This is a genomic window from Pseudomonas sp. BNK-45, from assembly GCF_047456255.1.
Classification (GTDB): domain Bacteria; phylum Pseudomonadota; class Gammaproteobacteria; order Pseudomonadales; family Pseudomonadaceae; genus Aquipseudomonas.
Window position 1 is genome coordinate 3,467,329 of record NZ_CP179909.1, and the last position, 12,952, is coordinate 3,480,280.

12 protein-coding genes are annotated in these 12,952 nt (G+C 57.8%); 3 read left to right on the forward strand and 9 right to left on the reverse strand.

Going from position 1 to position 12,952, the window contains the following annotated elements; genetic code table 11:
- Positions 1–104: 104 nt before the first annotated feature.
- Positions 105–653: a hypothetical protein gene (locus ACMGG8_RS16155; RefSeq protein WP_148654984.1), complete on the reverse strand. Its 549-nt coding sequence runs from the start codon at positions 651–653 to the stop codon at positions 105–107.
- 77 nt (positions 654–730) lie between these two features.
- Positions 731–1,492, reverse strand: a complete 762-nt coding sequence (locus ACMGG8_RS16160) for a hypothetical protein (protein WP_414157905.1) — start codon at positions 1,490–1,492, stop codon at positions 731–733.
- 535 nt (positions 1,493–2,027) lie between these two features.
- Between ACMGG8_RS16160 and ACMGG8_RS16165 the strand changes: the two genes are divergently transcribed.
- The gene (locus ACMGG8_RS16165; RefSeq protein ID WP_060844009.1) at positions 2,028–2,396 is read left to right on the forward strand and encodes a hypothetical protein; all 369 of its coding nucleotides are present in this window, start codon (positions 2,028–2,030) and stop codon (positions 2,394–2,396) included.
- Between the two features lie 675 nt (positions 2,397–3,071).
- Here ACMGG8_RS16165 and ACMGG8_RS16170 read toward each other — a convergent pair.
- The 4 genes from ACMGG8_RS16170 to ACMGG8_RS16185 all read right to left on the reverse strand — a co-directional run bounded on the left by ACMGG8_RS16170 (position 3,072) and on the right by ACMGG8_RS16185 (position 5,742).
- The gene (locus ACMGG8_RS16170; RefSeq protein WP_414157906.1) at positions 3,072–3,698 is read right to left on the reverse strand and encodes a hypothetical protein; all 627 of its coding nucleotides are present in this window, start codon (positions 3,696–3,698) and stop codon (positions 3,072–3,074) included.
- A 404-nt stretch (positions 3,699–4,102) separates the two neighbouring features.
- Complete coding sequence (locus tag ACMGG8_RS16175; protein ID WP_414157907.1) at positions 4,103–4,459, reverse strand: hypothetical protein; 357 nt, start codon at positions 4,457–4,459, stop codon at positions 4,103–4,105.
- A 382-nt stretch (positions 4,460–4,841) separates the two neighbouring features.
- Positions 4,842–5,114 carry a hypothetical protein gene (locus tag ACMGG8_RS16180; RefSeq protein WP_060839977.1) on the reverse strand — a complete coding sequence of 91 codons (273 nt, stop codon included), beginning with the start codon at positions 5,112–5,114 and terminating at the stop codon, positions 4,842–4,844.
- 355 nt (positions 5,115–5,469) lie between these two features.
- Positions 5,470–5,742 (reverse strand): hypothetical protein, encoded by a 273-nt coding sequence (locus tag ACMGG8_RS16185; protein WP_232513171.1) that lies wholly within the window; start codon positions 5,740–5,742, stop codon positions 5,470–5,472.
- A gap of 199 nt (positions 5,743–5,941) precedes the next feature.
- Here ACMGG8_RS16185 and ACMGG8_RS16190 point away from each other — a divergent pair, with 199 nt between their 5' ends.
- The gene (locus tag ACMGG8_RS16190) at positions 5,942–8,575 is read left to right on the forward strand and encodes an MGH1-like glycoside hydrolase domain-containing protein (protein WP_414157908.1); all 2,634 of its coding nucleotides are present in this window, start codon (positions 5,942–5,944) and stop codon (positions 8,573–8,575) included.
- A 50-nt stretch (positions 8,576–8,625) separates the two neighbouring features.
- Here the strand turns inward: ACMGG8_RS16190 and ACMGG8_RS16195 are convergent, their stop codons facing one another.
- The 3 genes from ACMGG8_RS16195 to ACMGG8_RS16205 all read right to left on the reverse strand — a co-directional run bounded on the left by ACMGG8_RS16195 (position 8,626) and on the right by ACMGG8_RS16205 (position 11,680).
- Positions 8,626–10,344, reverse strand: coding sequence for a hydrogenase maturation protein (locus ACMGG8_RS16195; RefSeq protein ID WP_414157909.1), 1,719 nt, complete (start codon positions 10,342–10,344; stop codon positions 8,626–8,628).
- A gap of 260 nt (positions 10,345–10,604) precedes the next feature.
- A complete protein-coding gene (locus ACMGG8_RS16200; RefSeq protein ID WP_011061945.1) occupies positions 10,605–10,919 on the reverse strand; it encodes an SCP2 sterol-binding domain-containing protein in 315 nt (104 codons plus the stop codon).
- A gap of 50 nt (positions 10,920–10,969) precedes the next feature.
- Positions 10,970–11,680, reverse strand: coding sequence for a histidine phosphatase family protein (locus ACMGG8_RS16205; RefSeq protein ID WP_110653261.1), 711 nt, complete (start codon positions 11,678–11,680; stop codon positions 10,970–10,972).
- A 203-nt stretch (positions 11,681–11,883) separates the two neighbouring features.
- Between ACMGG8_RS16205 and sohB the strand changes: the two genes are divergently transcribed.
- Positions 11,884–12,918 carry a protease SohB gene (gene sohB / locus ACMGG8_RS16210; RefSeq protein WP_414157910.1) on the forward strand — a complete coding sequence of 345 codons (1,035 nt, stop codon included), beginning with the start codon at positions 11,884–11,886 and terminating at the stop codon, positions 12,916–12,918.
- Positions 12,919–12,952: the final 34 nt, after the last annotated feature.

The following is a 12,952-nucleotide window of genomic DNA, read 5'->3' on the forward strand; positions in this document are numbered from 1 at the left end:
CGGTGGTGTCTCCCTGCATCATCCATTGCGGCCCCACGCATCCCACCTAATGCCGGAAACTTGTGTAGGAGCGGGCTTGCCCGCGAAGGTGGCCTCGGATTTTTCTAGTGATACAAGAACAGCAGGGGGCTACCGAGGCAGCTTTTGACCTCTTCGACCGGCACGCACTGAGGGCCAACGCCTTCGGAGTACTTGCTGGTCAGTCGGGCAAAGCAGGCTGCATTGGTCAGGGCTTGTTGGTAGATTTTCGAGTTTTTAGTGGCAGATAAATCCAACTCGGCGGTCAGACTAAAGCCTGTTTCAAAGAGGTTTCCGACACTTTTCTCGACATCCAGCGCGAACAGGTATTTGTCCCAACAGGCCTTGTATTGCGGGGTGGAATAAGGTGAGTCGGTATGGAGGGATAACTTGCTGCGCATATTGAGATCGCCCACGATGAAGTAATACTCTGGCCGAGGAATCCAGGCTATTGCGTCTCCGTAGCCGCGGTAGTCTGCTTTTGCATAGTCGCCGTTGAGAAAGGCGGCTTTGCCCCGTGCCTCGGCTTCTTTTGCGTATTTGATGTTTTTCTGGTTGTTGATTCCTTTTTTATAATTCTTCACAACTCGCTTGAGCGCCTCCCAGTTTGTTATGTACCTGTCGTCAGCATCCATTGCGAATGCTGTTGCATCGTGGAGGGGAACCAGGGACATGCTAAAAAAACAAAGGATGTTAAGAGTGAGAGTTCTCATCATTGTGTTCTCGCTGGTTTGCCTTTGACAATAAGAGTTCCCACGCTGTTGCCATCGGGACTGCGATGACTGACAAGCGCTTCATGAATCGCAGACCATCGATTCAAACTGACAACGGTGACACATCCTTCCGAGACATTGCCGACGTGAACGTACCGGCTCCTATCTCCATGATCAATTGGAAACCACACTTGGTGGTGGGACAGGTTGGGGTACTCTGCCTTGTATGGCTCGGTATAGTCTTTTGCGTGTGGTACATCGGGTAAGAGGATGCTGTAAGTACCCGTCGGTATGGGAGAGTATCTAAGGTCCCAGACTGTATTCATGGCAGCTTCGAAGTGAATGCCATTGAGCGTCCCATTGGCCAGCTGTTGCGGTAATGCTCTATCTCTGGTGATTGACATCCACTTGTCATTGAAGCGCCCGTAGACCATGACAAGTTCGATAGGCTTCTTTTTAGGCGCAATTTTGCCAAGGTATTCCTTGGCATTGGCTTCAGATAGAAATGCGGTTTTACCTTTGTGCGCGCCCTCCAGAATCCTGAAGTATGTTTTCTGATTTTTTGTGAACGTTAATGTGACCTTGCAATACTTGAAAAGAAATGGCCAGTTCTCGCGAGGGACGTTGTCCATGCCAACAAGCAGCCAGCCACTTTCGTTGGGGACTTTGTTGATGTAGCGCGTGATATCCGCAAATACTTGCTGGATATGTCCTGGAGTGGTCGTAGTTGTGCTGCTGCCTGACCATAAAGGGTTGGTCATTGCCTAGTCTCCCTGAGTGTTTTTTGATGGGTTAATCGGTGATTGGACTGATCGTGAACTGTTGAGACTCAATGCTGCTGGCAATTGAAAGTCATGGTTTGCGCGGGTTGAGTTAATAGCTGGCTGGAATCTGTTATTGGCTCAAAAAATTATCGCATTGCTTTGTCTCGAACAGAGAACGTGCGATCAAGTAGAACTTTCAGAAGGCAGGATGTATGTGGGAGTTTTCTTATTGTCAGTGGTGATTGGTCTGTTAGAAGGCTATTTTTTCGGCCGCTCCATGTCTCCCGGTAGTTTGTGCTCTGAACGAGAGGAACGGCTTCAGCAAAACCTGTGTGCTGTTGCCAAGGGCGAGGCAATCAACCTCCTCGCTCAGCGCTTGCTTATGTAAGCACTGACTTGCCAGCGAAGACGGCTTTTCTGTACAAGGTTCGCGGACCTTTTTCGCCAGCAAGCCGGCGCGGCGGTTCATCTCAAGTTGTGCGCTTCATCGTGACAGGTATTCAAGCGGATTCAGGGATGGGGCAGAACAGCAATGACTAGCATCAGTGATACCTTCGACCAGCTCTGTGTACTGGTCGCTTTGTCCTATGACGAGACGGGTGACGGGGGCTTCGAGTCGCGTTTGCTGGATATCCTGAAATTGGTGAAGTCTCATCCACAGGCCCGGGATCTGTTTGTCGAGAAATTCAAAATCATGCTTTCTTCCCGCGTCACGCCCTTGGAAGTTGTGGAGTTCTGCATGCGGGAGCTGCAATGGGAGGAGGTCAAGTGCTTCGCCTTGGCGCTTTACCAGCCGTCCATCAATCCTCGCAGTCATGCCTTGGCGGGACTTATCAGTGCTTACGAAGAGGTTTGGCCGGACGAAGACCTGTATCGGTACTACTGCGACCGATCGCTGTAGGAGCGGGCTTGCCCTCGAAGAGGGCCTCAGGGTTTGCACAAGGCTCACGGGCCTCTTCGCCGGCAAACCGGCTCCTACCGGTTCAGTGGGGCTGTGCTTGGAGTGAAGGAAAAATTTGCCCTAGTAACATTGGAATTGAGTCAGTGCGAAAACTACGAGTCAAAATCCAACTATTACCGCCGCTGTCCAAATGAAAAATCTATTTTTTGTATTGTCTGTTCTGGTGGTCGCTTATTTATACATTGGTTTCTACGAAAAGATGGAGGACGCCTATCCGGAAAAAGTTTTTTTCATCAAGAGGTATCCAACTTTTCAAATGGCGTTTGAAAACATCTTTGCCTATGAATCAGACGATAAGTCGCTCTCCGAATTAAGCGACCTGGAGAGGCGGAAAGTTATTGCCTACTGTAAGTATCGGTTGGGTTTGGCGACAACGTTAACCACTCAAGATGAGTTGGATAAATGTAAGGCCAGATAAGGTATGCCCTGATACCGGCTAGTGTTTTGCAAACCCGTCATTCGGCCCAGGTCAGCGCCCGCAAACGGAGCCTCGACACTTCTAGTGCAAGCAAGGCTTTCATGGGCGCTGGCTTGCCCGCGAAGGCGGCCTCAGAATTACCCATGACCAGCCGATCCCTGCGCACGATGACTGTTGGATACCGGCCTCAGATTTTTCTAGTGATACAAGAACAGCAGGGGGCTACCGAGGCAGCTTTTGACTTCTTCGACCGGCACGCACTGAGGGCCAACGCCTTCGGAGTACTTGCTGGTCAGTCGGGCAAAGCAGGCTGCATTGGTTAGGGCTTGTTGGTAGATTTTCGAGTTTTTAGTGGCAGATAAATCCAACTCTGCAGTTAAGCTAAAGCCTCTTTCAAAGTGGTCTATTACGCTCCTGCGTGCATCCAGGGCGAACAGGTATTTGTCCCAGCAGGCTTTGTATTCTGGAGTGGAATAAGGTGATTCAGTATGAAGGTGCAACTTGCTGCGTAGTTGTATGTCACCAATTATAAAATAGTACTCTGGCCTGGGAATCCAGGCCAGTGCGTCGCCATAGCCATGGAATTCAGCTTTTACATAATCATTGTTTAGAAATGCCTCTTTTCCCCTTGCTTCAGCTTTGCTTGAGTTTTCAATATCTTTTTTGTTTTTTATTCCGGATTTATATCTTTTTATGATCTGGTTGAAAAATTCCCAGTCGGTTATGTAGCGTTCGTTAGTATCTGATGCGCACGCATTTATATAAGGCAGGGTGGCGAGCGATGCAGTGAGGATGGACCATGCGTATAAATTTTTTTTGCGCATTAATTTGCTCTCTCTGGCTTGCCTTTTACAATAAGGTTGCCCACGCTTTTCCCATCGGAGGAGCGATGGCTAATCAGCATTTCTTGAATTTCAGACCATTTATCCAGGCTTATGACAGTGATGCACCCTTCCGATACATTACCTACGTGAACGTATCTGCTCCTGTCACCATGATCAATGGGGAACCATACTTGATGGTGAGACAGGTTGGGAAACTCTTTTTTATATTGTTGGGTGTAGTTTTTCGAGTGAGGGAAGTCAGGTGGCAATATCTTGTAAGTGCCAGGTGGAATAGGGAAGTATATACCGTTCCATACTGTATTCATCGTTACTTTGAAGTTGATATTGTTGATGTTTCCATTTGCTATTTGTTATGGGAGATATTCGTTTCTAGTTATTGATTTTCAGTTTTGGTCTAAGCGTTCATAGTTCATGACAAGCTCGATAGGCTTCTGTTTTGGTGCGATTTTTCCAAGGTATTCCTTTGCGTTTGTTTCTGATAGGAATGCAACTTTTCCTTTGTGAACTCCTTCAAGGACTTTGAAATAGGTCTTATTGTCTTTATTGTTTATTAGTGTGACCTTGCAATACTTGAAAAGCTGTGGCCAATTCTCGCGAGGGACATTGTCCATGCCAACAAGCAGCCAGCCACTTTCGTTGTGAATTTTATTGACGTACCGAGTTATATCAACGGTAACTCTCTGGGGGGCGCCGCGAGAGGGGGTCGTTATAGCGGTATGAGACCATAAAGGATTGGCCATTGCACAATCTTCCTGATTGTTATTGAACGATCTATTAATGTTCGTATCAATTGTGAGGTGTTGAGCTTCAATGCTCGTCGCAATTAGGTTTTTTGTCTGTGTGGTCAGACTGCTTGGCAAATTAGCAGGAGAGGTTTTAAGTCGGGGTGCAGTGTTTGTCCTCCAGGCAAATCGAAAAAGCTCGGATGATTAGATCTTTCAAAAAGCGTTATGTCTGTGAGGATTCTCTTATTGTATGTGGCGATTGATCTGGTAGTTCGGTGCTCTTCAGTTTCTCTATATGCCTGGATAGAGAAAGCTCAGGTAAAAACCTCTATTGGGCATATGACGTCCATGCAGTTGCCAATGGCGAGGGCGGCATTGCCCTCGCCGTTGACGGGGTTCAACTTATGGCCTGGGTGCGCAACTGACGACCCAGCACATCCAGCACATCGCAGCCATCGCGCAGCGGAATGGCGCAGATCAGCGCCAGTTCTTGCAGCACCACCGCATCGCCGGGGATGTCGGGGCGGGTGGCGAAGTTTTCCAGCAGTTGAGTGACGGCGCGGATGCGATAGGCGGCTGCTTCGTACAGCACATCGGCAGGGGCCTGGGTATCGATCAGCAGGGAAGGAATGGTGCAGTCGTGGCCGGTGATCGGCATGTAGCGATTCATGAGTCCAACTCCATTCAGGGGTGAGCGCTGTCACTCAATCGTCGCCAAACAAAAGGGTGGCAGCTGTACGCGGGTTGGCGAGCCGGGAATGGAAGAACCGACAGACCCGAAGGTCTCCCGCGCACAGCCGCCATCAAGCGGTCATGCGATAACAAAAGCCCTGACCAATCTGCCAGCGCCTCGCTTCGTTCCATTCACAGGGTCGCCAAACCCGTTCGTCATCAGGACGACCCGGGACTATAGGCATGCCCCCCAAAACGGAACAAGGCACTGACAGGACAGGACTTTCTGAGTTTGCTGTAGGACTCAGGAGCGCGAGTGTGGATCAAGCGTGCCGCAGGTTCAATGGTGGGGCTCAGTCGAAGCCGACGCTTGCGCTGTGGCGGGTTTCGCGTTCGTGCAGCTGGTCGATATTGGTTTCGTAGGTGCATTGGCCGCTGCAGTGGTGCTCATAGCGGATGGCCGGCTTGAACTGCAACTTGAGCTTCGGCGTGTCGCTCTCCGGTGCCGGGGCCTGGGCGGTGGCCGGCAACGGAGGCTGCGGGTAGCTCAGGTCAAGGCCGGCGGCCTGGGCCGAACAGGCTGCCATCAGTAACAGGCTGGGGAAAAACGCTTTGCAACTGAACATCATCGAATCCGCATGGCCATAAAAGGGTTGCCGATTATAACGAGCCAGGGGCGGAAAATTTAACCGCACAGGCTCTGGAACGGGCTTTGCGCGGGGTTTTCGTCGCCGTGGACGTTTGCACCGTGAAACATTTGTCACGGGGCAGGGGGACCGCTCGCTCCTACACTGCAACTCATCTTCGTGGCCAAGGACACCTCCCATGCCGGCAAAGTCTGCACCCCGCCTTCTCGACACCCTTGAAGGCCAGCGCCTGCAAGGCAGCGAGGCCGAGCGCTGGCGCCAGTGGGGCCCGTACCTGAGTGAGCGGCAGTGGGGCACGGTGCGCGAGGACTACAGCGCCGATGGCGATGCCTGGAGCTACTTCCCCCACGAGCATGCCCGTAGCCGCGCCTACCGCTGGGGCGAGGACGGGCTGGCGGGGTTCTCCGACAAGGCCCAGCACTGGTGCCTGGGGCTGGCGTTGTGGAACGAGCACGACAGCATTCTCAAGGAGCGTCTGTTCGGCCTGGACAATGCCGAGGGCAACCACGGCGAGGACGTCAAGGAGCTGTATTTCTACCTCGACGGCGTGCCCAGCCATGCCTACATGCGCATGCTCTACAAGTACCCCCAGGCGGCCTTTCCCTATGCCGACCTGGTGGCGGAAAACGCCCGGCGCGGCCTGAATGATGCCGAGTACGAGATCCTCGATACCGGGGTGTTCGAGGACAACCGTTACTTTGATGTGACGGTGGAGTACGCCAAGCACAGGGCCGATGACATTTTCATGCTCGTCACCGTGCACAACCGTTTCCACCAGCCGGCGCGGTTGCGGGTGCTGCCTCAGGTCTGGGCGCGCAACACCTGGAGTTGGGGGGGCGACGAGCCGCGACCGAGCCTGCGCCTGGAGGGCGACAGGGTGCTGGCGCGGCACGGGCAACTGCCCGAGCGGCAGATCACCGCCTGGGGCGCCGAGCCTTGCCAGTGGCTGTTCTGCAACAACGACAGCAACTTCCCCAAGCTGGACGGGCTGGCGACGCCGGGGCCGTTCAAGGACGGCATCAACGACTATCTGGTGGACGGGCAAGCCAGCGCGGTGGCCTTCGATGGCGGCACCCGGGCGGCGGCGCATTTCGTCCTGGAGCTGGCGGGCGGCGAGAGCAAGCGGCTGTTCCTGCGCTTTGCCCCGGCCGACAGTGAACCGGTCAGCGCCCGCCACCTGTTCGAGCAGCGGCGACGCGAGGCCGATGAGTTCTACGCGGCGCTGCAGCAGGGCATTGAAAGCGCGGACGCGCGCAATGTGCAGCGTCAGGCCCTGGCCGGGTTGCTGTGGTCCAAGCAACTGTATGACTTCGACGTCAACCGGTGGCTGGACGGCGATCCCGGGCAGCCGGCGCCCCCCAGCGAGCGCAAGCACTTGCGCAATACTCATTGGCGCCATCTGTCCAACTGCGACATCGTTTCCATGCCCGATACCTGGGAATACCCCTGGTACGCCTCCTGGGACCTGGGCTTCCAGGCGGTGGCCTTCGCCCTGATCGATCCCGGCTTTGCCAAGCAGCAACTGCTGTTGCTGGTCAAGGATCGGTTCATGCACCCCAACGGCCAGTTGCCGGCCTACGAGTGGCGCTTCGATGATGCCAACCCGCCGGTGCACGCCTGGGCCTGCTGGCGGGTCTATCAGCAGGAAAAGACCCTGACCGGCGTGGGCGACCTGGACTTTCTCGAACGCATCTTCCACAAGCTGCTGCTGAATTTTTCCTGGTGGGTCAACCGCAAGGACGCCGAGGGCCGCAACCTGTTCCAGGGCGGTTTTCTCGGCCTGGACAATATCGCCCTGTTCGATCGTTCCGCGCCGTTGCCTGATGGCTTCACTCTGGATCAGGCCGACGGCACGGCCTGGGTCGCGGCCTACGCCCTGGACCTGATGCGCATCGCCCTGGAGCTGGCCAAGCGCAATGGCGTGTACGTGGACATTGCGGTGAAGTTCTTCGAGCACTTCCTTTATATCGCCGGGGCCATCAACCGCATGGATCAAAGCGCCGAGGGGCTGTGGGACGAACAGGACCAGTTTTTCTACGACGTGCTGCACCGTCCCGATGGGCAGAACGAACCTCTGCGCCTGCGCTCCATCGTTGGCTTGATGCCGCTGTTCGCGGTGCAGGTGCTGGAGCAGCACGAGCACCAGAATCTACCGGGGCTGGCCCAGCGCCTGCTGGGCTTCTTGCATCACCGACCGGACCTGGCGAGTCTGGTGTCGCGCTGGTACGAGCCGGGCAAGGGCAACCGCATGCTCCTGTCGCTGTTGCGCGGCGAGCGCACCAAGGACCTGCTCAAGCGCATGCTCGATGAAAACGAGTTCCTCTCGGACTTCGGCATCCGCTCCCTGTCCAAGGCCTTCGAGCAGCCGTTCGCCATGCAGGTGGATGGCAAGCAACTGTGCGCCCGCTATGTGCCGGCGGAGTCCGATTCACGGCTGTACGGCGGCAACTCCAACTGGCGCGGGCCGCTGTGGATGCCGATCAACTACTTGCTGATCGAATCCCTGCGCGAGTTTCATCGCTACTACGACGTCAACTTTTCGGTGGAGTACCCGCGGGGTTCGGGGTATCTGGCGTCGCTGGAGGAAGTGGCCGACGGCTTGAGCCAGCGCCTGACGCGATTGTTTCTGCTGGACGAGGAAGGGCGCAGGCCGTCCATGAGCGGCTATCCGCAGTTGCAGGTAGAGGCCGAGGACCGCGAGCTGGTGCTGTTCCATGAATATTTTCATGGTGAAACCGGGCGTGGGCTGGGGGCGTCCCATCAGACGGGGTGGACGGCGCTGGTGGCGTTGCTGTTGCAGCCACGAGGCTGAAGGCGTCGCCCGGCGAGCCGGGCGACGGTTGCGGAAGGGGAGGCTTTGGATCAACCCACCAGGGCGATGTCCTGGGGCTTGGCCCAGGCTTCGATCAGCCGCTCCGGTGTGCAGCAGGTCTTGCGCTTGTAGACGAAGTTGCTGCACTTCTCGGCGAAGCCCTTGCGGTTTTGCACCATGTCCATGTGCATCTCTTCCAGCTCGGCGTTGCGGCAGTGCTGCATCAGTTGCGGGTCGGCGTCCAGCTTGCGCTGGCGCAGGTGCTGGTAGCGCGGGTCGGTGAGTACGCCATTGGCCCGTTGCAGCAGCCACAGGCCGAACTCGTCCGGGCAGCGTGGGCCGATCTCCTGCACCATGCCCATCTGCAGGGCCTGGAGGGCGCTGATGGGCAGGCAGGCTTCGGTCAGTTGCTTGGCCATGGCCTGGCCGACGGCGCGGGGCAGGCTGTAGGTCCAGTACTCGGAGCCGTACAGGCCCATGCTCTTGTAGTGCGGGTTGTACACGGTGTCGGCGCGGGCCAGGACCACGTCCGCGGCCAGGGCCAGCATCAGGCCGCCGGCGCCGGCATTGCCGGTCAGGCCGCTGACCACCAGTTGGCGGGTGCTGAGCAGTTCCAGGCAGACGTCGTCGATAGCCTGGATGTTGGCCCAGGCCTCAAGGCCCGGCTCCGGGGCGGCCTGGATCACGTTCAGGTGCACGCCGTTGCTGAAGGCGCCGCGGCCACCGCGCACCAGCAGCACCTGGGTGTCTCGGGCCTTGGCCCAGCGCAGGGCGCTGACCAGGCGCTGGCATTGCTCAGTGCTCATGGCGCCGTTGTAGAACTCGAAGGTCAGCTCGCCGACTCGGCCGGCCTCGCGGTAGCGGATCGGCTGGTAGGGCTCGGTGCTGAACGGGCTGCTGGAGACCGACCAGTCCAGCACCGGTACCTCGGCCAGGCGCTCGCCGAGCACGTGGCGGGCCGGGCGCTTGAAGGTTTCCTCGCCGGGCTGGGGCTTGAGGCGCAGAGAGCCGATCCACAGGCTGTGGTCGCCGCAGGCCACCAGTACCGCATCGTCATGCACCGCCAGCAGTTGCCCGGGCATGCCGGTGCGCGAGTCCAGGTGGGCGTCGTACACGTAGTACTGGCCGCCGGCGAGGCTGGCCAGGACGCCGGGCTGGCCGTCGGCGGCGTCGATGCTGCGCTTGATGAATTGCGCGCTGTCGTGCCAGCTGAAGGTGCGGTCGCACTGCTTCATGTTCGGTTGCAGGCGGCCAAGCACCGCGGGGTTGTCGTAGTCCAGAGGGACCGGGGTAAAGCCGTTGCGGAATTTTTCCACCACGTCGCGGATGCAGTGGATGGCGGCGTCGCTGACCAGGCCGTTGTACAGCTCGGACTTGCGCAGGCCGGCGGGCAGGTTGAATTCGTGGGTCGACCAGATTGGCCCGGCGTCCATTTCTTCCACCGCCTGCAACGCGGTGACGCCCCAGCGCTTGAGTTCCTTGCTGATGGCCCAGTCCAGGGCGCTGGCGCCGCGGTCGCCGACAATCCCCGGATGGATGATCACCACCGGGCGCTTGGTGTTGCTCCACAGCCGTTGCGGCACCCGGTCCTTGAGGAACGGGCAGATCACCAGGTCGGCCTCGGCTTCTTCGATCTGCCGGCAGACGTCTTCTTCTCCGGTGAACAGCACCACGCTGGGGCGGTGCCCGGCCTGGCGCAGGTCGAGCCAGGCGCGTTGGGTCAGGCCGTTGAAGGCGGTGGACAGCAGGATGATCTTCAGTGATCGCATAAGCAGACTCTTCCGTGAGTGATAGCACAGTGGCAAAGGGTTCCGGCTGTGCCGTCCCTGGCCGCGATGGAGGCGCAAGAGTAGAGGGGTGCCGCGCTGGGATAACTGACCGAGATCAATCAAGCGTGCCGCCTGAAATGGCGTTCCGCCCAGTGGTATTGACCTGGGGCAAAAGCTTGCGCCAGAGCCTTTGCCGGGAGCAGAAACGACAAATCCCGCCACAGGGGCGGGATTTGCATGCAGCCGGACCTTGTAGGGGCTTAGGCTGGGAACAGCTCGCTCAGTTTCATGGCCAGCATCATGTCGCCTTCGGCGCGCAGTTTGCCGCCCATGAAGGCTTGCATGCCGTCGGTTTCGCCGCTGACGATGCCGTCCAGGGTTTCACCGTCCATCACCAGGGTGACTTGGGCGTCTGGGTTTTCGCCTTCCTTGAGTTCACAGGTGCTGTCCTTGACGACCAGCGAGAAGTGCTTGGAATCATCGATACGGAAACCGAAAACCAGGTCCAGGCCGGCAGCGGCAGCTGGGTTGAACTTGGCTTGCATGGCTTGTACGGCGTCAGCTACGGAGGTCATGGTTCGATCCTTTTATGGGTGGTTACAGCAAGGGTCACAGTAAGCCGGGCTCAACGGAAAGTGATGAGCTCCGGCGCCTTCAACAGTTGCAGATGGGCATGACCGTTGAAGGAAGCCAAAGACACCTCGCGCCCGCGGAACTTCAGCTGGTTGAGCGAGGTGTTGACGATTTGCCAATTCAGTTCGAACGCCTGCTGGGCAGGTATCCGGGTGATCAGGTGGAGCAGGGCGGTGATGGTGCCGCCGGAGGTGAACACGGCAATCTTGTGCTGGTTGTCCGCGGCTTCGAGAATCCGCTGCAGGCCGCCCTGGACCCGTTCGACGAAGCCCAGCCAGCTTTCCAGCCCGGGAGGATCGTAGGTGCCGGCCAGCCAGCGCTGGATGATCAGGGCGAAGATGCGTTGGAACTCGGCGCGGTTCTGCGCAGCGTTGCGCAGGATGTTCAGGGCTTCGGGTTCCTGGGGCAACAGGTCGGGGAGCAGGGCGCGGATGATGGCATCGGCGTCGAACTCGTTAAAGGCTGAATCGATTTCCAATGGCGGGTGGTCAAACCCGGCGGCGCTCATCTGTTCCATCGCGGCCTGCGCGGTGTGCTGCTGGCGCCGCAGGTCGCCGGACAGGCAGCGATCGAAGCTGACGCCCAGCGCAGCCAGATGCTCGCCGAGCACCGCAGCCTGGCGCACGCCGGTGGCGGACAACACGTCGTAGTCGTCTGCACCGAAAGAGGCTTGGCCATGTCGAATCAAATAGATGCTGCCCACGTCCGTGTCGTCCCGGTACGTTGAAAGTTTTGCGAGGTTATGAGGATGCCGGTGAGCTGTCAATGAAAAAACATACGCTTGTTTGAAATGCTTGTTGGAGCCTCGTAACACGAGGTTTCGCGACTGGTGGCCGGCAGGTCGCGCCGGTATGCTTGAGCCCATTGCGCTGCTGGTTGGCAGCGGTTCATGTTTGAGGAGTCCCTGTGGAGTTTTTCACCGAATACGCCAGTTTCCTGGCCAAGACCGTGACCCTGGTGGTTGCCATTCTGGTGGTGCTGGTCACTGCCGCTGCCCTGCGCGGCAAGGGGCGCCGCAAGGGCGCCGGGCAGTTGCAGGTCAGCAAGCTGAATGATTTCTACAAGGACCTGCGCGAGCGCCTGGAGCAGAGCCTGCTGGACAAGGATCAGCTCAAGGCCCTGCGCAAGGCCCAGAGCAAGACCGAAAAGAGCCAGAAAAAGCAGAAGAAACAACCGGCCGAAGCCAAGTCCCGGGTGTTCGTGCTGGACTTCAATGGCGATATCAAGGCCTCCGCCACTGAAGGCCTGCGCCACGAGATCACCGCCTTGCTGAGCCTGGCCACGCCCAAGGATGAAGTGGTGCTGCGCCTGGAAAGTGGCGGTGGCATGGTGCACGGCTATGGCCTGGCTTCCTCTCAACTGGCGCGTATTCGCCAGGCCGGGGTGCCGCTGACGGTGTGCATCGATAAGGTGGCGGCCAGTGGCGGCTACATGATGGCGTGCATCGGCGAGAAGATCATCAGCGCACCGTTCGCCATCCTCGGCTCCATTGGCGTGGTGGCCCAGTTGCCCAACGTCAATCGTCTGCTGAAGAAGCACGACATCGATTTTGAAGTGCTCACCGCCGGCGAGTACAAGCGCACCCTGACGGTGTTTGGCGAGAACACCGAGAAGGGCCGGGAGAAGTTCCAGGAAGACCTGGACGTGACCCATCAACTGTTCAAGAACTTCGTGTCCCGCTATCGCCCGCAACTGGCCATTGATGAAGTGGCCACCGGTGAAGTCTGGCTGGGGGTGGCCGCGCAGGAAAAACTGCTGGTGGACGAGTTGCAGACCAGCGATGAGTACCTGGCGGAAAAAGCCAAGAATGCCGAGGTGTTCCACCTGCACTATGCCGAGCGCAAGAGTCTGCAGGAGCGTGTCGGTCTGGCGGCCAGCGGTTCCATCGATCGCGTGCTGCTGACCTGGTGGAGTCGCCTGACCCAGCAGCGGTTCTGGTAAGCCCCGGCTTCAGGAGCCGGTGTCCCAGGCGCCG

Bases quoted from the DNA above. Each gene is read 5' to 3' on its own strand.
- ACMGG8_RS16155 (WP_148654984.1), bottom strand. From the start codon at position 653: ATGGATGCTGACGACAGGTACATAACAAACTGGGAGGCGCTCAAGCGA.
- ACMGG8_RS16160 (WP_414157905.1), bottom strand. From the start codon at position 1,492: ATGACCAACCCTTTATGGTCAGGCAGCAGCACAACTACGACCACTCCA.
- ACMGG8_RS16165 (WP_060844009.1), top strand. From the start codon at position 2,028: ATGACTAGCATCAGTGATACCTTCGACCAGCTCTGTGTACTGGTCGCT.
- ACMGG8_RS16170 (WP_414157906.1), bottom strand. From the start codon at position 3,698: ATGCGCAAAAAAAATTTATACGCATGGTCCATCCTCACTGCATCGCTC.
- ACMGG8_RS16175 (WP_414157907.1), bottom strand. From the start codon at position 4,459: ATGGCCAATCCTTTATGGTCTCATACCGCTATAACGACCCCCTCTCGC.
- ACMGG8_RS16180 (WP_060839977.1), bottom strand. From the start codon at position 5,114: ATGAATCGCTACATGCCGATCACCGGCCACGACTGCACCATTCCTTCC.
- ACMGG8_RS16185 (WP_232513171.1), bottom strand. From the start codon at position 5,742: ATGTTCAGTTGCAAAGCGTTTTTCCCCAGCCTGTTACTGATGGCAGCC.
- ACMGG8_RS16190 (WP_414157908.1), top strand. From the start codon at position 5,942: ATGCCGGCAAAGTCTGCACCCCGCCTTCTCGACACCCTTGAAGGCCAG.
- ACMGG8_RS16195 (WP_414157909.1), bottom strand. From the start codon at position 10,344: ATGCGATCACTGAAGATCATCCTGCTGTCCACCGCCTTCAACGGCCTG.
- ACMGG8_RS16200 (WP_011061945.1), bottom strand. From the start codon at position 10,919: ATGACCTCCGTAGCTGACGCCGTACAAGCCATGCAAGCCAAGTTCAAC.